17 protein-coding genes are annotated in these 20339 nt (G+C 43.8%); 12 read left to right on the plus strand and 5 right to left on the minus strand.

What is annotated here, in order from left to right:
- Positions 1-71 precede the first annotated feature (71 nt).
- From D3H55_RS18480 to D3H55_RS18495, 4 genes are all read left to right on the plus strand, one after another.
- Complete coding sequence (locus D3H55_RS18480) at positions 72-1301, plus strand: Bcr/CflA family efflux MFS transporter (RefSeq protein ID WP_119548778.1); 1230 nt, start codon at positions 72-74, stop codon at positions 1299-1301.
- Between the two features lie 213 nt (positions 1302-1514).
- Complete coding sequence (locus D3H55_RS18485; protein WP_119548779.1) at positions 1515-2126, plus strand: TetR/AcrR family transcriptional regulator; 612 nt, start codon at positions 1515-1517, stop codon at positions 2124-2126.
- A 13-nt stretch (positions 2127-2139) separates the two neighbouring features.
- Positions 2140-3417 (plus strand): MDR family MFS transporter, encoded by a 1278-nt coding sequence (locus tag D3H55_RS18490; protein WP_119548780.1) that lies wholly within the window; start codon positions 2140-2142, stop codon positions 3415-3417.
- 291 nt (positions 3418-3708) lie between these two features.
- Positions 3709-4008, plus strand: a complete 300-nt coding sequence (locus D3H55_RS18495; RefSeq protein ID WP_168413169.1) for a protein mistic — start codon at positions 3709-3711, stop codon at positions 4006-4008.
- Positions 4009-4048: 40 nt separating this feature from the next.
- Here the strand turns inward: D3H55_RS18495 and D3H55_RS18500 are convergent, their stop codons facing one another.
- On the minus strand, positions 4049-4945 hold the full coding sequence (locus D3H55_RS18500) for a glycerophosphodiester phosphodiesterase (protein ID WP_119548782.1): 897 nt from the start codon (positions 4943-4945) through the stop codon (positions 4049-4051).
- Between the two features lie 192 nt (positions 4946-5137).
- On the opposite strand from D3H55_RS18500, the gene D3H55_RS18505 reads away from it, so the two are divergent.
- From D3H55_RS18505 to proC, 7 genes are all read left to right on the plus strand, one after another.
- Complete coding sequence (locus D3H55_RS18505) at positions 5138-5995, plus strand: amidase domain-containing protein (RefSeq protein WP_119548783.1); 858 nt, start codon at positions 5138-5140, stop codon at positions 5993-5995.
- Between the two features lie 64 nt (positions 5996-6059).
- Positions 6060-6542: a tRNA (uridine(34)/cytosine(34)/5-carboxymethylaminomethyluridine(34)-2'-O)-methyltransferase TrmL gene (gene trmL / locus D3H55_RS18510; protein WP_119548784.1), complete on the plus strand. Its 483-nt coding sequence runs from the start codon at positions 6060-6062 to the stop codon at positions 6540-6542.
- A 587-nt stretch (positions 6543-7129) separates the two neighbouring features.
- Complete coding sequence (nfsA, locus tag D3H55_RS18515) at positions 7130-7879, plus strand: oxygen-insensitive NADPH nitroreductase (RefSeq protein ID WP_119548785.1); 750 nt, start codon at positions 7130-7132, stop codon at positions 7877-7879.
- Positions 7880-8537: 658 nt separating this feature from the next.
- On the plus strand, positions 8538-10433 hold the full coding sequence (locus D3H55_RS18520; RefSeq protein ID WP_119548786.1) for a PrkA family serine protein kinase: 1896 nt from the start codon (positions 8538-8540) through the stop codon (positions 10431-10433).
- A gap of 505 nt (positions 10434-10938) precedes the next feature.
- Positions 10939-12105: a sporulation protein YhbH gene (yhbH, locus tag D3H55_RS18525; RefSeq protein ID WP_119548787.1), complete on the plus strand. Its 1167-nt coding sequence runs from the start codon at positions 10939-10941 to the stop codon at positions 12103-12105.
- A gap of 140 nt (positions 12106-12245) precedes the next feature.
- Positions 12246-13268 carry a phosphotransferase enzyme family protein gene (locus D3H55_RS18530; protein WP_119548788.1) on the plus strand — a complete coding sequence of 341 codons (1023 nt, stop codon included), beginning with the start codon at positions 12246-12248 and terminating at the stop codon, positions 13266-13268.
- Between the two features lie 83 nt (positions 13269-13351).
- Positions 13352-14158, plus strand: coding sequence for a pyrroline-5-carboxylate reductase (gene proC, locus D3H55_RS18535; RefSeq protein ID WP_119548789.1), 807 nt, complete (start codon positions 13352-13354; stop codon positions 14156-14158).
- Positions 14159-14327: 169 nt separating this feature from the next.
- Here the strand turns inward: proC and D3H55_RS18540 are convergent, their stop codons facing one another.
- The 4 genes from D3H55_RS18540 to D3H55_RS18555 form a co-directional block, all read right to left on the minus strand.
- Positions 14328-14993 carry an SIMPL domain-containing protein gene (locus tag D3H55_RS18540; protein ID WP_168413170.1) on the minus strand — a complete coding sequence of 222 codons (666 nt, stop codon included), beginning with the start codon at positions 14991-14993 and terminating at the stop codon, positions 14328-14330.
- Positions 14994-15002: 9 nt separating this feature from the next.
- Complete coding sequence (locus tag D3H55_RS18545; RefSeq protein WP_119548791.1) at positions 15003-15464, minus strand: transporter; 462 nt, start codon at positions 15462-15464, stop codon at positions 15003-15005.
- Between the two features lie 94 nt (positions 15465-15558).
- Positions 15559-16506: an L-lactate dehydrogenase gene (locus D3H55_RS18550; protein WP_119548792.1), complete on the minus strand. Its 948-nt coding sequence runs from the start codon at positions 16504-16506 to the stop codon at positions 15559-15561.
- 163 nt (positions 16507-16669) lie between these two features.
- Positions 16670-17968 (minus strand): NCS2 family permease, encoded by a 1299-nt coding sequence (locus tag D3H55_RS18555; protein ID WP_119548793.1) that lies wholly within the window; start codon positions 17966-17968, stop codon positions 16670-16672.
- Positions 17969-18144: 176 nt separating this feature from the next.
- Here D3H55_RS18555 and D3H55_RS18560 point away from each other — a divergent pair, with 176 nt between their 5' ends.
- Positions 18145-19794 carry a M20/M25/M40 family metallo-hydrolase gene (locus D3H55_RS18560; RefSeq protein WP_420808768.1) on the plus strand — a complete coding sequence of 550 codons (1650 nt, stop codon included), beginning with the start codon at positions 18145-18147 and terminating at the stop codon, positions 19792-19794.
- The last annotated feature ends 545 nt before the right edge of the window (positions 19795-20339 follow it).

Raw genomic sequence — 20339 nt, forward strand, 5'->3', positions numbered from 1 at the left:
GGAACCTTTGCTAGAATCAATAGATTAATTGGAAAAAAACACAAAAGGCAGCAGGAAGGAAGGTAGAGCTCATGATGCAGCAACCAACAGGGAAGGAACGGATCGGGCTGGCATTTCTCCTTGGGATGCTCGGTGTGCTCGGTCCCCTGAATATAGATATGTATTTACCCAGTTTTCCAGGGATAGCTTCGGATTTAAGTGCAAGTGCATCCCAGGTCCAGCTCAGTTTGACAAGCTGCCTCATCGGACTGGCAGTCGGCCAGATTGTGGTAGGGCCGATCAGCGATGCGAAAGGGAGAAGAAGCCCTTTGCTGCTGTTCATCTTCTTGTTCGCCTTATCATCGATTCTTTGTGCAATTGCCCCGAGTATCTCGGTCCTGATAGCCGCCCGTTTCCTTCAGGGATTCACTGCCTCCGCAGGAGTGGTACTATCCAGGGCAGTGGTGAGGGATGTTTTCAGTGGTAGGGAACTGACTAAATTCTTTGCCCTGCTTATGGTCATCAATGCCACTGCCCCTATGATTGCGCCGATTACAGGAGGAGCTATTTTGCTGCTGCCCTTTGCCACATGGAATACGATTTTCTATTTCCTTGGCTTTCTCGGAATCCTTATTGTTATCGTCATCTCTTTGAAGCTTAAAGAAACACTCCCGCCTGAGAGGCGCCTTCCCAGCTCTGTGGGGAGTTCCGTACGAACGATGATCAGCCTGTTCAAAGACCGTTCATTCATCGGATATGCTTTGACTGTCGGGTTGATCCACGGCGGAAGCTTTGCTTATGTGGCGGGCACACCATTTGTTTACCAAGGAATCTATGGCGTGTCCCCGCAGGCTTTCAGTATCCTTTTTGGTATCAACGGATTGGCCATCATCAGTGGCAGCTTTATCATCGGCCGTTTGGGCGGGATCGTCCCAGAGCGCAGACTTCTTAAGACTGCTGCTGTCATCGCGGTGACAGCTACTTCATTTCTACTGTTGATGACCATCATGGAAGGCCCTCTGGCAGCAGTGGTCATTTCCATTTTTATTTATATGACCTCCATGGGGATGGTCCTGACGAGTACGTTCACCTTGGCCATGGAGCATCAAGGCCATCGTGCCGGCAGTGCAAGTGCGGTTTTGGGGATGCTTCCGCTGGTGATTGGATCAGTTGTCGCGCCGCTTGTCGGGATAAATGAAACAACAGCTGTTCCAATGGGAGCGGTGTTGTTCACCAGTGCTTCCCTTGGTGCAGCTGCGCTTTTTGGCTTGACGGGAGAAAAGAGGAAGACAGCATTAAGTTATGGGGCAAAAAGAACGTAAGCTGACACAGTCTTATTAAACTTGCTTATGCATATGAACAGGCGCCATCGCTTATACGGGAACCGGAGTTGTAAACGCTGATAAAAGTTGTGAAAACAGATGCTCATGTAGTGTCTGTTTTTTTTTATCACCAAGTAAATATTTACATTTCATAGAAGACATGGTATATTTTGATTGATTAATCAATCATTTTTTGGAAGGAGTATTTACTCAATGCCACAACAACCACTATCGATGAGTGAAAAAAAGAAGCAAAAAAGAGCGGCAATCCTAAAAGCTGCCATCAAGGTTTTCAGTGAAAAGGGCTTTGCCGAAACGACCATTGCCGTAATCGCCAAAGAGGCAAGGGTCAGTTTCGGAACGGTATTTACGTATTTTGAGACCAAAGAAATTCTATATGAAAAAGCCGTCCTGGAACCGCTCGATGAAATAAAGCCGTATTTTTTGAAAGTGGACGACTATTTCAGTGGAACCCCTTTGGAGAAAATACAGCAGATGATTGAAACTCATGTAGATTTGTTCTCTGAACGCAGTGAATTCCTCCGCCTTATCCAGCAGGTTCTTGGAAGGCCCGAACGATTTCCGAAGCTGTTTGAAGAACTTGATCTTTTTGTCGATGACTTTGTGAATATCATTTCACCCACCATTGAAGAGGGGCAGAGGCAAGGGGTATTTTATGAGGAAACCCCCGCACTGATGGCACAATCCTATTTGGCGATCTTGAATGGAATGAGGCTGACTTATATCAATGAATCGACACACTCATTGTGGAATGCTTTGACAGTCCAAGCGTTACGCTTATTCGGACCGATTATCAAAAATTGAGGAGAATGCAACTATGAAATTGAAAGATATTCATCCCAATATTAAATTAAGACTGGGGATGCAGTTCTTAGGGGGACTTATCTCCATGGCGGTGATCCCCTTTCTGGCGATATACTTTGCTCAAAAAATCGGCACTGCGGTGACGGGAATCATCCTGATTCTGATTGTCATCAGCGGAGTAGCCGGCGGATTTATTGGCGGACATATTTCTGATAAGATCGGGCGGAGGAAAATCATGATTCATTCCGAGATTGGAGTTTTCTCTTCCTATTTATTCATCGCTGTCTGTAATTCTCCTTGGTTCGATCTGCCATATGTATCGGCACTGTTATTTGTTATCAATATGTTCTGCGGCGGAATGTTCCAGCCTGCAGCCCAGGCAATGATAATAGATGTCACGGATTCGGACTCCAGAAAGCTTGTGTTCACGATCAGTTACTGGCTTGGGAATCTGGCAACCGCCATTGGCGGGATCGTGGGAGCATTTCTTTTCAAGACCTACCTGTTTGAGCTCTTTATTGGAATATCGGCCATCTCATTGTTATCTGTCCTTTTAACAATCCTCTTCATCTCAGAAACCTACACTCCAAGCCATTCACCCGAACTTCAGAAGAAACCAAATTCCAAGAATACGTTTCTGCATGACTTTGCTGCTGTGATGAAAGATAAACTTTTTATGTACTATATCGTTGGAGCCATCTTGATCTTTTCATTAGAGCAGTCATTGACAAACTATATCGCAATCAGGCTGGAGAGGGATATTCCGGCTCAGTCAGCATCAGTCCTGGGATTTGATTTCCTGATTGATGGAACAAAGCTTCTGGGGTTTCTGAGGACGGAGAATACATTGCTTGTCGTAATTCTCTCGGCCGCTGTATTGTTTCTATTTAAGAAATGGAAAGATCGGTGGACCCTTGTAACAGGAATGTTCGTTTTCACTGTTTCTTTCAGCGTTTTCGCATTCACGAATAACCTGTGGGTGCTGTTTATTGCCATGTTTATCGGAAGCATTGGAGAGCTGATGTATGTTCCCATTAAACAAGCAATGATAGGTGACCTTGCGCCTTCCAATGCAAGAAGCACGTATATGGCATTTTACAGTTTAACCTTTTATGGAGCAATGATTGTTGCCTCACTTCTCATCATTGCTGGCCAATGGGTCTCTCCTGTAATGATGGGGGCGATAATGATGATTTTGGGGCTTGCGGGCACTGCATTTTATTCGGTTATCATGAAAAACCTGGAGTCTGTTGGAAATGAGGCGGAAGCTGAAACTGCAGTTTCTTCATAATTTCAGAACCGGATAAAATAGTATCTTAATTCTGCTTATAGACATCGAGGTTTTCGTTTTCACGATGTCCATAAGTCCAGAGGGAAAAGGAAAAATGAAGCTCCGGCATGCAGGGTATGCAGGGTCTCCCAATCGGACTATGCATCTTCTTCTATCGTAATGGTATCTCTATATACCTCATTCATTGAAAAAACCTCATTAATAGGAGAAACGGGAAGGAACAACATTCTCTGCATTGACAGGCTGATTAAAGGTGCATACTAAGAAAAAAACGAGCGGGAGCGGATATATGTGAAAATTGACGATCAGGAAAGGAATCAGTTGAGCCAGGCAATCGACCAGTTATCAGAAGGGCTTGATGCTTTTATTGAGCTTTACAATGAATCTGTGGAAGATAAGCCCCTTCTGCAATTGACGGAGGAAAATGAAGGGCTTCTGGGCAAAGCAATTATTAAATTCGGCGGAAATGAAGTGAATGAAAAGGTGAATAAAGTAATAGCCGAGCTACTCGAATGGCTTCCGCTTGATGATGTTCAGTCGAACATAGGTGATGAAGGAGAAGAGGCGAAAAGTGAAAAAACAGAGAATTAAGTAAAATCTTCTCTGTTTTTTAAGATTTTGAGAGATGGAATTACTTTTTTATAAAAAGCATGGCGAGAAAGGTGATAGCGCTGACAAGGAGAGAGGTTTTTTCCAAAAAGGACACTGAAGTGTAATACTGTTCCGCGGGGTAGTTGGTAATGATGCCGTTCACATTGAGATTGCGCAAGCTTTGTGCCGTTTTCGAGTCAGAGACGGTCCAGGTTAAGACATTCAAATTTCTCTCTTTTGCCCGCTGCATGAAATCCGCGTCGACAAGGGCCGCTTTTGGATTGATGAAAGTGGCAAAACCATCAATTGCAAATAAGTCTTCTCCAGAAGAGAATTCCGAATCCCCGACAATGATTCCAGTCGGGATAACAGGCAGGAGTCGATGGAATTCCTGAATGGACTGACGGTCAAATGATTGTACAATCAGCGGGGATGGGGGGCCATCTTCGGGAAGTTTATTGCTTAATGCACTTGCCAGTTCTTCTTCGATTCCTGGATATATCGATGGATGTTTAATTTCAATCAGGATTCCGATTCTCCCGATATACCTCTCCAGAATTGTTTCAAGCGCAGGAACCCTTTCCCCTTTGAATTTAGGGCTGAACCAGCTCCCCGCATCAAGAGCTGCGAGTTCTTCATAGGTCAAGCTTTTGATTCTTCCTGATCCATTTGTCGTTCGGTTCACTGTCACATCATGCATAGCGACCAGCATGCCATCTTTTGTCATCTGGACGTCGACCTCGATATAATCCGCCCCAAGGGAGACTGCCATATCAAATGCAGAAATTGTATTCTCAGGAGCTAAAGCTGAAGCACCTCGATGAGCAACTATAAGCGTATCATCAGCCTGTTTTCCCACCAGAGATTCTGTTATTCCATTCAGTAAGCAGAAAACAGTGAAACTGAGAAACAGTGAGAGAAGTATCCTGATAGTCATTCCTCCTTCCCATTTTAAGTATTGGAACCGTTAAAAGATTACCTTCCTATTAATAAAATATGCATACATGGGACGGATGGTCAGTACAAGTGGACTTATTTCTCCGGGAATGCAGCCCATCTTATTCGCCTAAATTTTTGTTTTGCCCGGCATTCTTTCATCATAGAAATAAATGAGAAGGAGGCTGAACAGATGAGACAGCAGCTGATGGCAAGACTGGGAGAGAGAATAGAAAAGTCTTTTCATGGAGATGGGTCTGAGAAAATTCAGAGAAAGAATATGTTGCTGAGAAAAAGAAGCGGTGAGATTGTCAAAGTCGAAGGTACAGGAAGAATCGAAACGGTTGAAAAGGTTGAGAATGGGAGCAGGGTGGACTATAAGCTCCATCTGAAATATTTGATTAAACAAGAGGGTCTGATGCACATAGAGGAAGAAATCGAACGCAGAGAGGCATTTTTTTATAAAGGCGAGCTTGTCAGCGATGATGAGGTCCGAATTGTTTACAATCAGCAACCAGCGCCAAAGGTGAACTTTCAGAATCAGCCCGAAGAAAGGACTGCCTATCGTTATGACAGGTTAAAAGCAGTTCAATATGCAGAAAAGTGGTGGAACACCTATAACCCTGCCTATAAAAAATTTGAAAATGATTGCACGAATTACATTTCGCAGTGCCTTCGTGCAGGCGAGGCGCCGATGAGGGGCTATCCAAAACGGGGAACAGGCTGGTGGATGAGGGATAATAACTGGAGTTACAGTTGGACTGTAGCCCACTCACTCCGCATGTACCTGCCCGCTTCCACTGCCGGCTTAAGGGCGGAAGAGGTGGGCAGCCCTGACCAATTAAAGCTTGGGGATGTCATCTGCTATGATTTTGAAGGGGACGGGAGATATAATCATAACACGATTGTAACCTCCAAGGATGCCTTTGGTATGCCCCTGGTCAACGCCCATACCTACAACAGCCGGCTTCGCTATTGGAATTATGAAGATTCAACAGCTTACACTCCAAATATCACCTATAAATTCTTCACCATTGTTGATGATGCCTAGATATTATTCCTCGAACAAACAATGGTATAATGTCACATAGAGTTTACTAACGAGGTGACGAAAAGTGGCTATACATGTAGTACTATATCAACCAGAAATTCCGGCAAACACAGGAAATATCGCCAGAACCTGCGCGGCAACGGGTACGACACTGCATTTGATCAGGCCATTGGGGTTTTCAACGGATGACAAAATGCTGCGAAGAGCAGGATTGGACTACTGGCAGTTTGTCGAAATCATCTACTATGATTCCCTTGAGGAATTTTTCGAGAAAAATGAAGGCGGAGAGTTCTACTACCTGACAAAATACGGTCAGAAGGTACACTCAGGATATGATTACAGCACAAAGGATAAGGATCATTTCTTTATTTTCGGCAGGGAGACAACAGGCCTTCCAGATGAACTCATCGAAAACAATAAGGATCGCTGCCTTAGGATCCCGATGAATGAAAATGTCAGGTCCCTTAACCTTTCCAACACGGCGGCAATCCTTGTATATGAAGCATTGCGCCAGCAGGACTACCTTCAGTTGAACAGGAAATATTAATTATCAATTGGACCGGATGATTCCGGTTCTTTTTATTTGTGAAGTTTTATGGGCAGAGCAAGGACGGGCGATGGGAGATGGAGTGTAAAAGGGGCTTTTGGAGCTGGTCATACTGCTATAAATCCTGGTTCTGTTTATAAGCTGTTGATTTCGGTTTGATTACATTGTTATTGAATAGGGTTTCGATTAAAATGGGTTGATTTCGGTGTGAACACCAGGTTATAGGATCGGGTTTCGTGTATAATCCGGTGATTTAATGATAAACACCCTGTTGTGGAAGGGGGTTTCGTTTATAACCTTGTGATTTCGGTGTAAGCACACTGTTATAGAATCAGTCTTCTTTTATAACCGGTTGATTTCGCGATAAACTCCCTGTTATAGAACCGGCCATCTTTTATAATCAGGTGATTTGTGATAACCCCCTGTTATTTAATCGGCCTTCTTATAAAATCCAGAATTTACCTTCCTGGACAGTAACGGTCAAGATAATATCAAAACTCACATCATGTTCTTCCGATTCTTTTTATTTGTCTTGAATTAAGGGTACCCTTAACATAGAAGGTAAATGGAAAATGGAGGTCCTGCATATGAATTCAACAATCGAAACAATATTGGCACATAAATCAGTGAGAAAGTTCAAGGATGAGAAGTTGAGTGGGGAACAAATTGAAACTTTGGTCAAAAGCGCACAGGCAGCTTCCACCTCCAGTATGATACAGGCATATACAATCATTGGTGTGACTGATCCAGATAAGAAGGCTGAGCTGGCTGCAATTGCAGGAAATCAGTCTTATGTTGAAAAAAATGGCCACTTCTTTGTCTTTTGTGCGGATCTGTACCGACACGAAGTTATTGGTGAAAAGGAAGGGGCAGAAGTGACAGACTCGCTTGAAAGCACGGAAAAATTCATGGTGGCCCTCATAGATGCGGCACTTGCTGCGCAAAATGCAAGTGTTGCAGCTGAATCAATGGGACTTGGAATTTGCTACATAGGCGGAATACGGAATGATTTGAACGCTGTAAGCGAAGTCCTTCAGGTTCCTGACAGGGTGATTCCGTTATTCGGGCTTGCTGTAGGGGTTCCGGCTGAAGATAACGAGGTCAAACCAAGAAGGCCGTCTGCCCATGTGTATCATGAAAATACCTACAGATCTGATAAGGAAACAGTGCGCAGGGAGCTTGAAGAGTATGACCGAACTGTTTCGGAATATTATCAGGAGAGGACCAGCGGAAGAAGAACGGATACCTGGTCAGCACAAATGGCGAGAATGCTTGAAGGTAAAAAGCGGATGTATATGAAAGAGTTCATTGAGAAGAAGAAGTATGACTTGAAGTGAAACAGGTTGTTTAAGAAGATGCCAAAACAGAGTGCTGGGCAAAGGAATTTGTTTGTTTAATGGACCAAAGTTCCAGTGGAAGCAAGGGTAAATGATTCAATAATCCAGGGAATGAACCATGATTCCAAGGCGGGCTGAGATAATTGGTTCATTCTTCTGAAGAATTGTCCATAGTATAAGGTCTCGAAAAAAATTGGTTCATTAATCAAAGTAATCGACCGGAATACCAGTGCTGGAAATGAAAAATGAATCCAACCACCAAGGGTTTGCCCAATAAATCGAAAACGGTTCAATCACTCATTAAATACAAAAACCCCTGCCATCCGGCAGGGATTTTTAAGTCCAGTATCAGTCTTTGTTCGTTCCCGGCTTGTTATTGTAGCCTGCTGTGAAGATTGCGGAAAGGAATGTAATGATTACACCCAAAATAAGAATAGTACCCATATCTATGTAGTCCTCCTCAAATTGATGATTCGCAGATAATTCTTCTCTTAGTATAGCCTATTTCCCTGATTATGTGAACGTTAACCGCGATTTTTTTGGACAATATTTGAAAACTTTTCGAACGTCAGGACATTTTTGTTTATTTAGCATGATTGTCTAATGGAGGGCATAGAGTATAATAATCGCTCTCAACAAGTGACAGGGGAGGTCCTTTATGGATATTTTAAAAAAGGTTGAAGGCTATCGTGTTGAAGAAGAGAAGCTGAAATGGGAAGGTACATTTGCAGATTATCTGGATATTATTAAAGAGAGCCCTATTGTAGCTCAGTCAGCACATTCACGTGTGTTCAATATGATCAGGGATGCCGGGGTAGAAGAGGTTAATGGAAAAAGAAAATATAAATTTTTCAGCAACCAGCTGTTCGGTCTTGAAGAAGCGCTGGAGAGGCTGGTTGAAGAATATTTCCATCCTGCAGCAAAAAGACTTGATGTCAGAAAGAGGATCCTGCTTCTGATGGGACCGGTCAGCGGAGGGAAATCCACGTTGGTTTCGATGTTGAAGAGAGGTCTTGAAGCCTACTCGCGGACAGACCGTGGAGCAATTTATGCAATCAAAGGCTGCCCGATGCATGAAGATCCGCTTCATTTGATACCTCAGCATTTAAGAGATGATTTTTATGAGGAGTACGGTATCAGAATTGAAGGCAATCTGTCACCGTTAAATACTATGAGAGTAGAAAAAGAATACAGCGGGCGGATAGAAGATGTCCAGGTCGAAAGGGTATTTTTCTCTGAAGATAAGCGGGTCGGGGTCGGTACATTCAGTCCTTCAGATCCCAAATCACAGGATATTGCCGATTTGACGGGCAGCATAGATTTTTCGACTATAGCTGAATATGGTTCTGAATCAGATCCCCGTGCATATCGCTTTGATGGAGAGTTGAACAAAGCAAATAGAGGATTGATGGAGTTTCAGGAAATGCTCAAGTGTGATGAGAAGTTCTTATGGCATCTACTTTCACTGACACAGGAAGGGAATTTTAAAGCGGGAAGGTTCGCTCTGATTTCTGCAGATGAGCTAGTTGTGGCGCATACGAATGAAACGGAATATAGATCGTTTATTTCAAACAAAAAGAACGAGGCGCTGCATTCAAGGATCATCGTCATGCCTGTGCCATATAATCTGAAGGTGACACAGGAAGAAAAAATCTATGAAAAGATGATCAACGAAAGCGATGTTTCGGATGTCCATATCGCTCCCCATACCCTCAGGGTTGCGGCAATGTTCACGATTTTGACCAGGTTGAAGGAACCGAAGCGGGGAGACATCGACTTAATCAAAAAGATGAGGCTTTATGATGGGGAAAGTGTTGAAGGCTTCAATTCAGCGGATGTGGAAGAGATGAAGAAAGAATACCAGGATGAGGGCATGAGCGGCATCGATCCGCGTTATGTCATCAACAGGATCTCGTCTACGATCATCCGTAAAGAAATGGCGTCGATCAATGCACTGGACGTCCTGCGTTCATTGAAAGAGGGGCTCGATCAGCATCCTTCCATTACACAGGAGTTGAGAGAGAAATACCTGAATTTCATCTCTGTCGCACGGAAAGAGTATGATGATATAGCGAAGAAGGAAGTCCAAAAGGCATTTGTCTATTCGTACGAGGAATCTGCAAAGACGCTTATGGATAATTATCTGGATAATGTTGAAGCTTATTGTAATAAAGCAAAACTTCGTGATCCATTGACAGGTGAGGAAATAAATCCGGATGAAAAGTTGATGCGTTCTATAGAAGAGCAAATCGGAATCTCGGAAAATGCTAAAAAGGCATTCCGTGAAGAAATTCTCATCAGGATTTCAGCCTATGCCCGCAAAGGGAAAAGGTTCGATTACAACTCTCATGACCGCTTGAGGGAAGCCATCCAGAAGAAGTTGTTTGCCGATCTTAAAGATGTTGTCAAAATCACGACTTCATCCAAAACACCGGATGAGCAGCAGCTGAAGAAAGTCAACGAGGTCGTAGCAAGATTGATTGATGAGTATGGATATAATTCAACTTCGGCCAATGACTTGTTAAAGTATGTAGGAAGTTTATTGAATCGGTAAATATGTAGAGAAAGAGCTGGCAGCCTGCAGATGGAGACTGCCGGCTTTCTCTTTTTTTCTCTACTTCATAGTAAAATCTGGATATTTTATAGCGGAAATCATGGGATGTGCCAGCTACAGAAATACAGGATTGCCACCAGAAGGAACACTAGCTTGCAGGTTTATGTGCTAATTTCAGGGCAGCCTCGCCATACTGATGCAAAAGCCACATGAAACTTTGAAAGAAAAGCGCCCATTTTTCATTATCTTCTCTTTATTACTCATAAGAGGATAAAGGTTTTAATACTTATTTATACACATGTTCAAAGAGTTGAATGAGGGCTTGACCATTTTACGGGTGAATGTAAAATTGTCGAAATTATTTGTAAATTTATTGCCGGTTCTGCATAGTATAGAGTAATCAGCGATAGAATCTATCACTGTTGCTTTTTCTTTTTTTGGCACTCAAGACAGTATATGCAACCCTATGTATCTTTGTGAAAAATCAAATAAGGAGGGGAAAAGAATGAGTCAAATGGATAATCATCAGTTTGTGATTTCAAAGGAAGACTGGTCCCTCCACCGCAAAGGCTATGATGATCAGCAAAGACACCAGGAAAAAGTTCAAGATGCCATAAGAAATAATCTGCCCGATTTAATCTCCGAAGAAAATATCATTATGTCAAACGGCCGGGACGTTGTAAAGATACCGATTCGTTCATTGGATGAGTATAAGATCCGATATAATCATGATAAAAATAAACATGTCGGCCAAGGACAGGGAGACAGTCAGGTTGGAGATGTGGTAGCGAGGGACGGCTCACAGCAAAAAGGTCCTGGAAAAGGACAGGGCGCAGGGGATCAGGCTGGAGAAGATTACTATGAAGCGGAAGTTTCAATGATGGAGATCGAAGAGGCGCTGTTCAGCCAATTGGAACTGCCTAACCTGAAGAAAAAAGAACAAGATGTGCAGACGGTGGAGAATATAGAATTCAATGATATCCGTAAGACCGGGTTAATGGGCAATATTGATAAGAAAAAAACTATGATGTCAGCTTTTAAGCGAAATGCGATCAGCGGTAAACCAAGTTTTCATCCTATTTATCAGGAGGATTTGAAATTCAGGACCTGGAATGAAGTGTTGAAGCCTGAATCAAAGGCAGTGGTGCTGGCCATGATGGATACCAGCGGATCGATGGGGGTCTGGGAAAAGTATATGGCCAGGAGTTTCTTCTTCTGGATGACCCGCTTCCTCCGTACGAAGTATGAAACAGTAGAGATTGAATTCATCGCTCATCATACGGAAGCGAAAGTGGTATCCGAAGAGCATTTCTTTTCAAGAGGAGAAAGCGGAGGTACGATTTGTTCATCAGCTTACCGGAAAGCACTGGAACTGATCGAGACAAAGTATCAGCCATCGAGGTACAATATTTATCCATTCCATTTCTCAGATGGCGATAACCTGACTTCGGATAACGTAAGGTGTGTAAAACTGGTCGAAGAACTGATGAAGGTGTCGAATATGTTTGGTTATGGTGAGGTCAATCAGTATAACCGCCATTCCACTCTGATGAGTGCTTACAAAAATATCAATGATGAACAGTTCCGGTATTTCATCTTAAAGCAAAAAGCCGATGTGTTCCATGCCATGAAAAGCTTTTTCAAACAGGAAGAAAACAAAATGTACGCATAAAGGACAGGGAAACCTGTCTTTTCCTTTATCGCTTTAAAGCACCCGGGGACAGTCCCCGGGTGCTTTAAAGCGATAAAGTATTAGAGGGAAATGAAATCCTGCGGCGAATTTATTAAAGAAATTACTTTTGGGGGTCCGATATGGAAAAATGGGTTGAAGAACTTTTTAATGAAGAGATTTTGCAAAAGGCTGCTGATTATTTTGGCGGGGATATATCCAGTGCTAAAAAGCTGGGGGATTTTGAAAATTACGTATATGAGATACATAAAGATGGCAAACCGTATATTTTGCGTCTGACCCATAGTTCTCATAGGGACAAGGGCCAAATTGTGGCAGAGCTGGAATGGGTCAACTATCTGCACTTAAAGACAGTAAATGTATCGCCAGCGAGCCAATCGGCAGGCGGAAATCTTGTGGAGGAAATTCCCGCAGGTGAGTCCTCTTTCTTTGTCTGCCTTCTTGACAAAGCACCAGGGGTACCTGTCGGTGTTCAATCCGATCTTCTGGGGTCTGCTCTTTACCGGGAATGGGGAAGGACTGTCGGGAAGATGAATAGGGTGACCAGGGATTTCAAAAAGGGAAGTTCACACAGGGAGCAGTGGTATGATGACGATTTATTGAAGAATATCAGCAGTTATCTTCCTGAAGAAGACCAGGAAATCATTGAAGGAGCAGGTGAAATTATAAAAACCCTTCACAGTTTTACAACAAATAGGGATGAATACGGGCTGATTCACTCTGACATCCACCTCGGGAATTTCTTTTATCATGAAGGGGAAATACATGTCTTTGATTTCGATGACAGCTCCTACCATTGGTTTTCCAGCGATATTGCCATCCCTCTCTATTACTCTACCTGGGGGAAGATGGGGAAAAGCAGCCTTGAAGAGCGATCGGCATTCGGGGAAGAATTTTTGACAAACTTCCTGGTTGGCTATTTTAAAGAAAATGAACTTCATGACCAGTGGATCAAGCGCATCCCTGTTTTTTTGAAATTAAGGGATATTGTACTTTACACAGTGTTTCATAAGAAGTTTGATATTAACAATCTATCAGACAGAGAAGCAGCGGCGGTTGCAGGTATAAGGAAGAGACTCATGGAAGGTGAACTGATGGTTGAACTGGATTATGATAAAATCCTTAAATCCGTGAAGAATGCGTAAGTCCCCCATCTCCTAATCCTTGAAAACAGTCTGGCGTTATAATACTGTAGAAGAGGCAATGAATAGATACAGGATGTGAGAAAATGGACAAGAAAATAGGATTTATCGGAAGCGGCAATATGGCAAAAGCAATTTTGGGCGGGCTGCTTTCCTCTGGGGTTGCTGCCTCGGAAAACATCATGGCAAGTGCATTGACCGATGCAACCATTGAATCCATAAAAAAAGAATTCAACATCAACACAACAAGAGATAATATAAGTGTTGCAGCGGTTTCGGATTACCTCTTTTTAGCGGTAAAGCCGGATCAGTATGCAGGCGTAATCAATGAGATGAAAGATCACCTTAAAGAAAATACGATTGTCATTACGATTGCAGCCGGTGTTACTCTGGAGTCATTGGGAGAACAACTTGGCCAAGGTGTAAAGATCGTCCGTACGATGCCTAATACACCATCCCTGGTCGGGGAAGGCATGAGCGCTTTGTGTCCTAACGAAAAGGTGACCGAAGAAGAAATGGCTCAGGTAGTGGAATTGTTTTCAAGCTTTGGAGAGGCAGAGGTGCTTCCGGAAAGTTTGATGGATTCAGTCCCTGCAGTCAGCGGATCATCCCCGGCATATGTATTCATGTTCATAGAAGCTCTTGCTGACGGTGCGGTAAAGCAGGGGATATCAAGGGATAAAGCATATAAGATGGCTGCCCAGGCTGTTTTGGGTGCTGCGAAAATGGTGCTCGAAACAGGGAGCCATCCAGGAGAACTCAAAGATGCAGTCTGCTCTCCAGGCGGCGCAACGATTGAAGCCGTAAGTACCTTGGAGAAGACGGGCTTCCGGGCTTCCGTCTTATCTGCTATGGAAAGCTGTTATAAAAAATCTTCGAAAATGATCGATTGATGTAAAAAGGAGGCTGGGACATAACTATTTTGTTAGCGTCAAAAGTCGAATGCTAATTTCACTTTAGATCTAATTGAATTCAAAAAGCCGAACTATTCTAGAATGCTGAAATAGCATTTTTAAAATAGTCCGGCTTTTTTAGTTGCTGAAAAGCTTTTGTCCCAGCCTCTTATTTCATTAATTTATACTTAACCGTCACGCGTGCTGTAATACCGACTTCACCCGGCTGTACAGGAGAAGTGCTTTCAGCTGCAAGCACAAACGCCTTGGAAGGTCCGGGAACCAAAGGAATGCTGCGGTCTTCATTGATTTCAAGCGGCATGGGGTTCAATGTCATCCCCGATGACTTGGCAAGGACTTGTGCTTTCTTGAACGCATCTTCATACGCCTTTGATAAAGCCTGCATATAAAAAGTTTGCGGTTCTGCAATAGTGAACTGGACCCTTTCAATGATATTGGCTCCGCTTTGGACGGCATCATCTATAACTTCCCCGATCTTGTTGATCTCCTTGATTTTCACTGAAAAAACCTGCCTGACCTCATACCCTTTAAAAACCTGTTTGCCGTCGATAAAGTCATATTGAGGATAAATTTGATAGGTTGAGGTTTGAATATCTTTTTCTTCAATGCCGTTCCGGGCAAAGGATTTTAAAATGGAATGGCTGATTTCATTATTTTTATGCTGAGCTTCTGACAACTCTTTGTCAGTTGTAACAATTCCGATCTGTGCGACTGCCATGTCAGGCTGAACCTCTATGGTTTCATCGCCTGTAACCGTGATAGTCCTTGCGCTTTTCTTATCTGTATGAGTTCGGTAGGGCTGCTGATAATACATATTCATCACCTAAAAGCACTGGAATGAACGAACTCTACGCAAGTCTGTTCCAAAGTAGAACCAGCTGAAACCGGTCCATCTGAAGCCAGCAATCGAATTGCGGCCGACAAAGGTAGGATAGAACCAGAAGGATTGGCCGCCTCTCATCCAGATGAAGGTGTAGCGGAACAGACATCTTTGGATGGCGCCTGGGTCTACTGCGAATGTGGTGGCCCCCTGGCTGCTGGTTGTGGTCAATGTTTGTGCTTGGGCTTGTGATGGCGTGAATGAAGGAGGCGGTCCAGGCGGCTGCTGTCCCTGTCCTTGTCCCCCTGGCTGTGTTGGCGGGAATCCCGGGAATCCCTGTCCGCCGCCTGGAGGGTAAGAAGGGAATCCCTGCCCTCCGCCGCCCGGTGGAAACGAAGGGAATCCTGCTCCGCCTTGTCCGGGAGGAAACCCGGGAAATTGCATTTGTCTATAATCATAATACATAAAAAAATACCCCTCTCAAATATAGTCAGTTTCACTATATGCAGAGGGGGCTGTTTGGGTGACTGTCACAACCCGGAATTTGTCGAATGTCCCATCACTCTGCAAAAGACGTTTTGATGACATTTCTTAAAGTGTTAGCAGAGTGGGTAAATTGATCTTTCTCCATCTGGTTGAGCGGCATTTCAATAACTTTCCGTATTCCCTTGCGGTTTATGATTGCCGGGACACCGATATAAAGGTCATTCACACCGTACTCTCCATCCAGCAGAGCAGAAACGGTCAGAATACTGTTTTCATCATTGAAGATGGCTTTGGTGATCCTCACCAGCCCCATTGCTATTCCATAATAAGTGGCCCCTTTTCTTTCGATGATATGATAGGCAGCATCGCGGACATTGATAAATATTTCGTCCAGTTCTCTTTGTGTCTCAGGGGACTCTGTATCTATCATCTCCCGCAGCGGGCTTGCACCTATTGTCGCATGGCTCCATACCGGGAATTCAGTATCTCCGTGCTCGCCCATTATATAAGCATGGACATTGCGTGCATCCACATCGAAATGGTCTCCCAGCAGATAGCGGAGACGGGCAGTATCCAAAATGGTTCCCGATCCGATTACACGCTCTTTAGGCAGTCCGGAAAAGTGCCAGACAGCGTAAGTCAATATATCAACTGGATTAGTGGCAATCAGGAAAATGCCGTTAAATCCGCTTTCCATAACTTCTTTTACAATCATTTTGAAAATCTTTATATTCTTTTCAACCAGATCCAATCGGGTTTCGCCCGGTGCCTGGTTTGCACCGGCCGTTATGACAACAAGGTCGGCATCGCTGCAGTCACTATAGTCTCCTGCCCAGATCTTTAAAGGAGAAGAGAAAGGAAGTCCATGGTTCAAATCACGGGCATCTCCGTCCGCCTTATCTTTATTAAGGTCGATCAATACAAGTTCGCGTGCAATACCTTGGTTTAAAAGAGCAAACGCATAGCTGGAGCCTACGAAACCTGTTCCAATTAAAGCGACTTTACTTTTGAAATTTGTCATGGATATCACCCTTTATGAGTATTTGGTATTTTATATTGTGAAATATTTCACAATATTAATATAACATATCCTATGAAAAAATGCATGTGACAAAATAAAAATTTAACACAAAGCAAAAACAGCCTGAACACTCTGAGAGGGTTCAGGCTGTTTTGCTTGCTTATCAGTGAGGCAGGAATGCCAATTGATACATGAATAGGACCGCAAACAGGTATACAAGGGGATGGACTTGTTTCCATTGCCCTTTCACGATTTTCAGCAGTGGATAAGAGATGAACCCAAGCGCAATTCCAGTAGCGATGCTTGAAGTCAGCGGCATGCTGAGAATGATCAGGAACGCAGGGAAGGCTTCATCAAGTTCACCCCATTTGATATGAGAGATGCTTCCCATCATCAGGCTTCCGACAATGATCAGGGCAGGAGCCGTGATGGCGGAGATGCCTGAAACGGCACTTACAAGCGGGCCGAAGAAAGCGGCAGCGATGAATAAGACGGACACGGTCAGAGAAGTCAGCCCGGTCCTTCCCCCTGCAGCAACACCCGCAGATGACTCAATATAAGCGGTTGTCGGGCTTGTACCGAACATAGACCCAATCGTTGTTCCGGCAGAGTCAGCAAGAAGTGCGGCCCTTGCCCTCGGCATTGATTTTCCTTTCATCAATCCCGCCTGTTCAGCAACACCAATCATGGTACCTGTTGTATCAAAGATGGTCACAAGAAGGAAAGAGAAAACCACAGCATACAGGCTGTGCTGGAAAACATCAGCAAATGCCGTGATCGGATTTGCCACAATCACTCCATCCGGAAGTGAAGGAAGGGAGGCAATCCCTTCGAATTTCAACTCGCCTGTGAAAAAAGCAATAATTCCCGTTACAATCATTCCAAGGAACAAAGCACCGTGTACATTGCGGACCATCAGGATCAATGTGACAGCAAGACCGATCAAAGCAAGAACTACTGACGAGGAATGAAGGTCGCCGAGTGCTACAAGGTTCTCAGGGTGGGATGTGATGATCCCGGTCAGGCGCAAGCCGATAAAGGCAATGAATAAGCCGATACCAGCAGTAATTCCATGTTTTAAGTTATCAGGAATCGCTTCAATCAATTTTTTCCTGAAAGGAGTCAAAGACAAAATCACAAAGATGATCCCGGCAACAAAAACCGCAGCAAATGCTGTTTCATACGTGATATTTTCGTTTGCGCCCACCACTGAATAAGTAAAATAGGCGTTCAACCCCATACCAGGGGCAATGGCAATCGGATAGTTGGCAAACAGGGCCATCCACAAAGTACCTACCACGGCAGAAATGATCGTCGCCGTAAATACCTGCTCAAACGGTACTCCGGCATCTGCTAAAATGACCGGGTTGACAATGACGATATATACCATAGTTAAAAATGTAGTAATCCCTGCAATGATTTCAGTTCTTACATTTGTATTATGATCTTTTAATTTAAACATAGAGAAACCTCCAAAAAAGACGAACGATTTTTAAACACAAATTCTATAATATTCGTTTATTTATCATTTTTCAAGAGGGAGAGGAAAATCTCTGAAATTTTTCCCCGCATGACTTCCAAAGGAAACGGGACTTCGATAAGATGATATAAATACAAAAGTGAAAGGATGTTCTGGACGTGTATAGTGTACTCCAAGGGAAGTCAATGTATGACCAGATTGAATGGATGACCAAAAGGTTGATGGAGAATAAAAGCTTCAATAATACAGAAGGGGAAAGAAGGAAAGCACAGCAAATTAAAGATATCGTCAATACGTTTCCCTATTTCGAGAAGCATCCTGAGAACCTCTGGACGCAGGAGATACCTGATGATCCACACGGCCGATTCAACGTTTTTGCAAAAGTGAGCGGAAATTCGAAAAGGACGCTGCTGTTCCATGCCCACATTGATACTGTTGGCACTGATGACTATGGCATATTGAAAGAACACGCTCATGACCCCGATTTTTTGGAAGCGTTTTTTTCGGAATTTGAGGGTGATGACAAGGTGAAGGAAGATGCCCGGTCCGGCAAATGGCTGTTTGGCAGGGGGGCACTGGATATGCAAAGCGGAATAGCTGTCCATTTAGCCAATCTTTTATATTTTTCCGAGATGGAGGAAGAGCCCGATGGCGACCTGCTGTTTTTATTCAATCCTGACGAGGAAAGCGAGCATGCAGGGATGATTGCCGCAATTGATGAATTATACCGGCTGAAGCAGGAGGGAACTCAGTTTTTGGCTGCGATCAATGATGACTTCATCTCGCCTGTATACGACGGTGATTGTAAAAGGTACATTTACACGGGTGCTGCTGGGAAGCTTCTGCCTTGTTTTTATATAGTCGGACGGGAAGCACATGTCGGTGATATACTGACATCCATTGATCCAACAAGGATAGCCTCTGATATCAACCTGAGAATCAATCAAAACATTGAATTGCTGGAGGACATTGAAGGAGAGTTCGTTCTTCCGCCATCTTGCTTATATTTTAAAGATAAGAAAACGGTCTATAACGTGCAGACTCCTCTGGAAACAAGGATGTATTTCAATTACTTTGTTTATGAAAAAACATCCAAGGAAGTGTTGGAGGAGCTCGTGAGTATTGCAAAAGACTCCGTGGATCGATTGGAGTCTTCTTCCAGGAATAAATTTGAAAAATACCGCACACTCCATGGCTTTCCGGAAAGGGAGGTTTCCTGGAAAGTGGATGTAGTTACCTTTGAAGATTTTCTAGCGGACCTTCGGGGAAAAGGGCTGCGGCCTGAAGAGGTAATGAAAGGGGTCCTTGAGAATATGAAGGGAGAAGACAACCGAGAAATTGCCTTTTCCATTGTGGAAGCATTGCAGCAGCTGGATCCTGATAAAACTCCGAGGGTCATCATTTTCTTTGCGCCGCCGTTCCTGCCGCATAATTATTTAAATGAAGAAAACGAATATGGAAAGAAAGTCAATAAGGTATTAAGGGATTGTTTGAAAAAGACGGAGGAAGAAACCGGGGAAGAGTTTGAAATCAAGCGCTTCTTTCCCTATCTGGCGGATGGAAGTTTTTTATCTCTTCATGAAAGTGATGAGGATATCGAGGCTTTCAAGGACAATATGCCGATGATCGAGTCACTGTATCCGGTACCCATCGACCGGATTCGTGAGCTTAATATTCCATCCATTAATCTTGGGGTATATGGAAGGGACGGACATCAGTGGACAGAGAGGGTCTACAAGCCATATTCCTTCTCGACCCTCCCGGGGATAATCAGAGGGGTGGCGACAGAACTCCTTAAAGTCGAATGATGCTTTGGAGGCTGATTGATTGTGTTAAATAGGCCAGGGACAGCAGGGAATGAGCGGGAAGCTGGCCCAAAAGCGGGATAAATGGGCCAATAAGAATCTGTTACTTGAAGAATGGTGGGCCAATTAAGTTGTAAATGGGCCAATGAGAATCGGTAAAGGGAAGGATGCTGTGCCGATAAAGAGGTAAATGGGCCAATGAGAATCAGGAAAGGGAAGGATGCTGTGCCGATAAAGAGATAAATGGGCCAATGAGAATCGGGAAAGGGAAGGATGCTGGGCCGATAAAGAGGTAAATGGGCCAGTGAGAATCGGGAACCCGAAGGATACTGGACCGTACACGAGATAAACGGACCAAGTGGAATGGTTTTTTACAGCCCAGGTTCATCAGGCCCTCCGATTTGAACTCTGAATTCGATAATTCAACAACCTCAATCTCCCTGTATAGCTTGATTGGGGTCTGTAAGCCATCTTTATTATCAAATTAGCTTACCTTGATACAAATAAGGGAATGAACAAAAAAGAAGCTGAAAAGCCAGCTTCTTTTT

The organism is Bacillus salacetis (assembly GCF_003581585.1).
Classification (GTDB): domain Bacteria; phylum Bacillota; class Bacilli; order Bacillales; family Bacillaceae_B; genus Rossellomorea; species Rossellomorea salacetis.